General features: G+C 54.8%; 4 protein-coding genes. 2 read left to right on the top strand and 2 right to left on the bottom strand.

Features of this window, described 5'->3' with window-relative positions; translation table 11 throughout:
* Window positions 1-120: 120 nt before the first annotated feature.
* Complete coding sequence (locus CPT76_RS14115) at window positions 121-660, top strand: superoxide dismutase family protein (protein WP_105443358.1); 540 nt, start codon at window positions 121-123, stop codon at window positions 658-660.
* Window positions 661-951: 291 nt separating this feature from the next.
* Window positions 952-2,217: an MDR family MFS transporter gene (locus CPT76_RS14110; protein WP_105443357.1), complete on the top strand. Its 1,266-nt coding sequence runs from the start codon at window positions 952-954 to the stop codon at window positions 2,215-2,217.
* A 63-nt stretch (window positions 2,218-2,280) separates the two neighbouring features.
* Here the strand turns inward: CPT76_RS14110 and CPT76_RS14105 are convergent, their stop codons facing one another.
* Window positions 2,281-3,261 carry a metallophosphoesterase family protein gene (locus CPT76_RS14105; protein WP_105443356.1) on the bottom strand — a complete coding sequence of 327 codons (981 nt, stop codon included), beginning with the start codon at window positions 3,259-3,261 and terminating at the stop codon, window positions 2,281-2,283.
* A 15-nt stretch (window positions 3,262-3,276) separates the two neighbouring features.
* On the bottom strand, window positions 3,277-3,731 hold a 455-nt coding region (locus CPT76_RS14100; RefSeq protein WP_181152844.1), incomplete at its 5' end, for an alkaline phosphatase family protein.

Genomic DNA, 3,731 nt, shown 5'->3' with positions numbered 1-3,731 from the left:
ATCTTCGGGCTGCTTTATTTTTTCGGATTTCCGTCCGGCACAGGTGTTANCTTTTTCGGGAAATAGGCAAACCTGATTTTGGGAGACCTAAAACCAGAATACAGGAGGACGATTGCAAGTATGAAAAAAATGGTGATGTCCATCTGCCTCAGCGCCGGATTTCTGCTCGGATCTGCCGCTGCAACACCGGCTGCTTATGCCAATTCGGAAGAGCCGCAGCTGAAGGTGAAAATCGTGGATTCCAAAGGCGGAGAAGTAGGGACGGCGCTTCTGACTCAAAAAGGAGCCGCAGTACAGATCCATATCGAAGCCGCGAATTTGCCGCCAGGTGAGCACGGCATTCATTTCCACGAAAACGGCAAGTGTGATCCGCCTGACTTTAAAACAGCTGGAGCCCATTTCAACCCGACCGGCAAGCAGCACGGCTTCCATAATCCGAAGGGCTATCATGCCGGAGACCTGCTGAACATTCAGGTGAAGCAGGACGGGACGGTAACCGCCGATTTGGAAACCCAGTCCGTAACGCTTAAAAAGGGAGCCGACAATTCGCTCCTCAAGCCGGGTGGAACCGCGATCATCATCCATGAGAAGGCGGACGATTACGTGACCGACCCGTCGGGGAACTCCGGCAACCGGATCGCCTGTGCGCGGATTGAATAGCTGCGGCTTACCGTCAGCATTCCTGGCTGCCGTTAGCATTTCTGGCTGCCGATAGCGATGATATACACTCCTGAAGGAAAGATGCCTTCAGGAGTTTTTTTGTGTTCTCGACGTGTCACAAGCACATATCGGAACGGGATTGTTATCGCTTGCAAAAAAACGTTGCCCGGCTCTATATTCCTGTGATATATTAAAACTCCTTCCATTTTTTCCACATGATCGGCTATTTCACCGCCAATGATTCTTCAGGAAGAGAAACGACCCCATCATAAAACAGGAGGAACCTCTGTTGTGAACTGGCTTAAATGGGATTTGAACTTGCAAATCCGGCTGATCGGCGACACACTTTTCAATTTGCTGTTTTGGATGTACTTTCCTTACATCACCCTGTTTTTCAGCGACGCGTTCGGCAAGACCGCGGCCAGTATGCTGATGGCTGTTCCCCCCTTGGTCAGCCTGCTCGGGAGCTTGTTCGGCGGGTATCTGGCGGACCGCTTCGGCCGGAGGCCCGCCATGCTGCTCGGGGCCTGCATGCAATCCTGCATGTTTGCCGCCTTTGCGTTATCCTCGTCCCATTGGCTCGATTATGCCGCATATATCGGACTCGGGCTGGGAGGGGCGATCTATTCACCGGGAAGCTCGGCCATGGTGGCCGACGTCACTCCGGAAAAGGACCGGCGGATGGTGTTCGCAACCTTCGTGACGGGCAGAAATATCGGGGCGGTCTTTGGCCCGGCGCTGGGCTCGGTATTCTTCTTCCATTACCGTCACGAGCTGTTGTGGACCTGCACGTCGGTAACGCTTCTGTACTTTTTGACCATTTTATTGTTCAGCAGGGAGACGCTCCCGGCATCGGCAAGGATGAATCGTACCCGCAGCAAGCTGACCGCTATCTTGAAGGAGCAGGTGGTGAGTTACGGCGTCATTTTTAAGGACAAGGTATTTGCGCTCTATATTGCCGCGGGGATCCTGGTGACGATTGCTTTTATGCAGCTGGATATGTATTTGGCGATGTATGTCAAAGAATACGTGCCGGGACAGGCGCTGCTGTCCTTCAGCGGCTGGACGTTCAACCTGAGCAGCGCGCAGGTATTCGGGTTGATGCTGGGGCTGAACGGTCTGCTGTTCGTGCTGTGTGTTCTGCCTGTAACCAAGCTGTTCGAAGGCTGGTCCGAACGGAACATCCTGATCATGTCGGCCTTGCTGTTTGGCGGGGGAATGTTCTTGATCGGTTTGACGACGCAGGTGTGGCTGCTGCTGGTGTTTACGTTTGTGTTTACGATCGGCGAGCTGTCGCGGAGCCCCGTCACCGACAGCTTCATCAGCAAATATGCGCCTGAACACGCGAGAGGGCAATACATGGGGGCGGCGAATCTGCAGTTCTCGGTCGGCCGGTTTATCGCTCCGGTCACAATTATGCTGTCGTCGTGGTTTCCGCCGGTGGTCGTGTTCGGCTTCATCTTCCTGGCAACAATCCTCAGCTCGCTTTTGTATGTTCAGGTTTTTAAAATCATTCCGGCAAGCTACTACGAGAAGAAAGCCGAAATTACAGGTTGAACCCAAACAAGGCCGTTCAAGAGCGGAGGCAATCCGCATCGCTTGAACGGCTTTTTTAGGCTGTTATTCGGCTGCTGCCGGCATTCCCGCCTGGACGGGTCTGCCTGTCGGTGCATGGACAGGCTGGTCGCGAAGGACGGACCCGTCCTGCAGATGCAGCCAGGTGTCAAAACTGCGCTCTCCTTGCGTGAGCCGGATGACCCGGGCTCCGGGCATAAATGGCTGATCCAGATAGGCGTTGCGGGTGGTCCGTCCGTAACACAGGCGGATACCGTGCAGCGTTCCCCAAAAATCGTTGCCGTGATCATGGCCGACAAAGGTACCGAGAATGTCCCCCATCTCAACCATGCTCGCAAAAAAACCGGTGTTGATCCAGGGCGCACAGCAGTGACGGTCAAGCTTGCTCCCATAACAGACCGAGAAATCCCAGATATCGTTATATTCGGGCAGCGGGATATGGAAGAAGGCTAGCGATGGAAGGGGGACTCCACCGTTGCCTGCCGTAAGACGGTAGGACTGTTGTGTATACCATTCAATCTGGCTGCGGCGGATCCAGTCGTAAAATCCGACGCGCAGATGCTCCAGCGGCGAGTAGCTGCCCGAATACCAAAAAGTAAAAGGGCTGCCTCCACGTTGTCCCGGTGTGAATCCCGGATTTCCTAAACAATAGTTGCCGGTGCCCTTGACGTGGGGCGGATCGGGAATCGCATAGCAGTATCGGTGGGACAGCTGCAGGGCATGAAGCTGTTCCCGCGTCATATCCGGAGCCTCGGAGTCGTGGTTTCCAAAGACGGCTGCCCAGGGGATGCCCATCTGCTCCGGAACCGACACCGCATCCCGGAACGCTGCGGCCGGATTCGGACTTTTATTGCTGGCGATCACGTCACCGGTGTAGACGACCAGATCGGGCTGTTCCGCCTCTATAATCCTTCGCATCATATCCTTCATTTGAAGCTCTTCATCACCAGGCTCGCAAAACTCCGTATCGGTAAATTGGACGACGGTAAACGTGCCGTCCTCGCGAAATCGTAATGTTTTCCTCATCTGCCTATCCTCCCGCTATGCGTTTTCCGGCATGGACCGGGTCTGGAGCAAGCCGGCAGGGACAACGGCATCCCAGGCATCCGGAATATCCAGGCCGAGAGCGGCTGCGGTGACAGCAGCTGTGTCCACGATCGAGATTTCCCCGATGGTCGTTCCCGGCGCGATTCCCGGCCCCACGCATCCCCAGAACACATTTTTGTCCATCGGATGATCGCTGCCGTGGCTGAATTTGTCGTCGCCTCCACCGCCGTGATCTGTCAGTAAAATCACCAGGCTATCTTCAAGAAGTCCCAGCCGCTCAAGGGTACCGAGCACCTGACCGAACAGGACGTCATTTTGTGTAATCGCATTCAAATATTCCGGCGAGTCCGGTCCATACCCATGCTTATGTCCGGCCGCATCGGGTTCATCCAGCTGCATGAACAGCAGTTTGACGTCCGGATTCTGTTCCAGATAGTTCTGGATGGCCT

It is taken from the genome of Paenibacillus sp. AR247 (assembly GCF_002968895.1).
Taxonomy (GTDB): domain Bacteria; phylum Bacillota; class Bacilli; order Paenibacillales; family Paenibacillaceae; genus Paenibacillus_AQ; species Paenibacillus_AQ favisporus.
This window is presented reverse-complemented; position numbering and strand designations above follow the sequence as displayed.

What these genes read in the sequence shown, in the direction of transcription:
- CPT76_RS14115 (WP_105443358.1), top strand. Translation starts at nt 121, where the DNA reads ATGAAAAAAATGGTGATGTCCATCTGCCTCAGCGCCGGATTTCTGCTC.
- CPT76_RS14105 (WP_105443356.1), bottom strand. Translation starts at nt 3,261, where the DNA reads ATGAGGAAAACATTACGATTTCGCGAGGACGGCACGTTTACCGTCGTC.